General features: G+C 53.0%; 1 protein-coding gene. It reads right to left on the reverse strand.

Annotated elements, in window-relative coordinates:
• On the reverse strand, positions 1-332 hold a 332-nt coding region (locus tag J0A66_RS22345), incomplete at both ends, for a pirin family protein (RefSeq protein ID WP_206576024.1).

Consider the following 332-nt stretch of genomic DNA (forward strand, 5'->3'; position numbering starts at 1 on the left):
TTGTAAACCGTGCAAGCGGTGCGCCGTTTCCCGCACTTCGGGCCGCTCTCGCTCAGAGTGCACTATGCCTGACCCAGCCACCATCAGATTGATATCCCCAGGCTTAATGGCCTGCAGACTACCAAGCGAGTCTCGATGCAATATCTCGCCTTCAAACAGATAGGTAACAGTGGCTAAATTAATGTGCGGATGAGGGCGTACATCAATCCCCTCCCCCGCACTAAAATCAGCCGGCCCCATATGATCAAAGAAAATCCAAGGCCCCACGGAACGCAGCTTGGCAACAGGCAAACAGCGACGGACATAAAACCCGCCAATATCCTTATCTTTGG

It is taken from the genome of Bowmanella dokdonensis (assembly GCF_017254865.1).
In the GTDB taxonomy this organism is placed as follows: Bacteria; Pseudomonadota; Gammaproteobacteria; order Enterobacterales; family Alteromonadaceae; genus Bowmanella; species Bowmanella dokdonensis.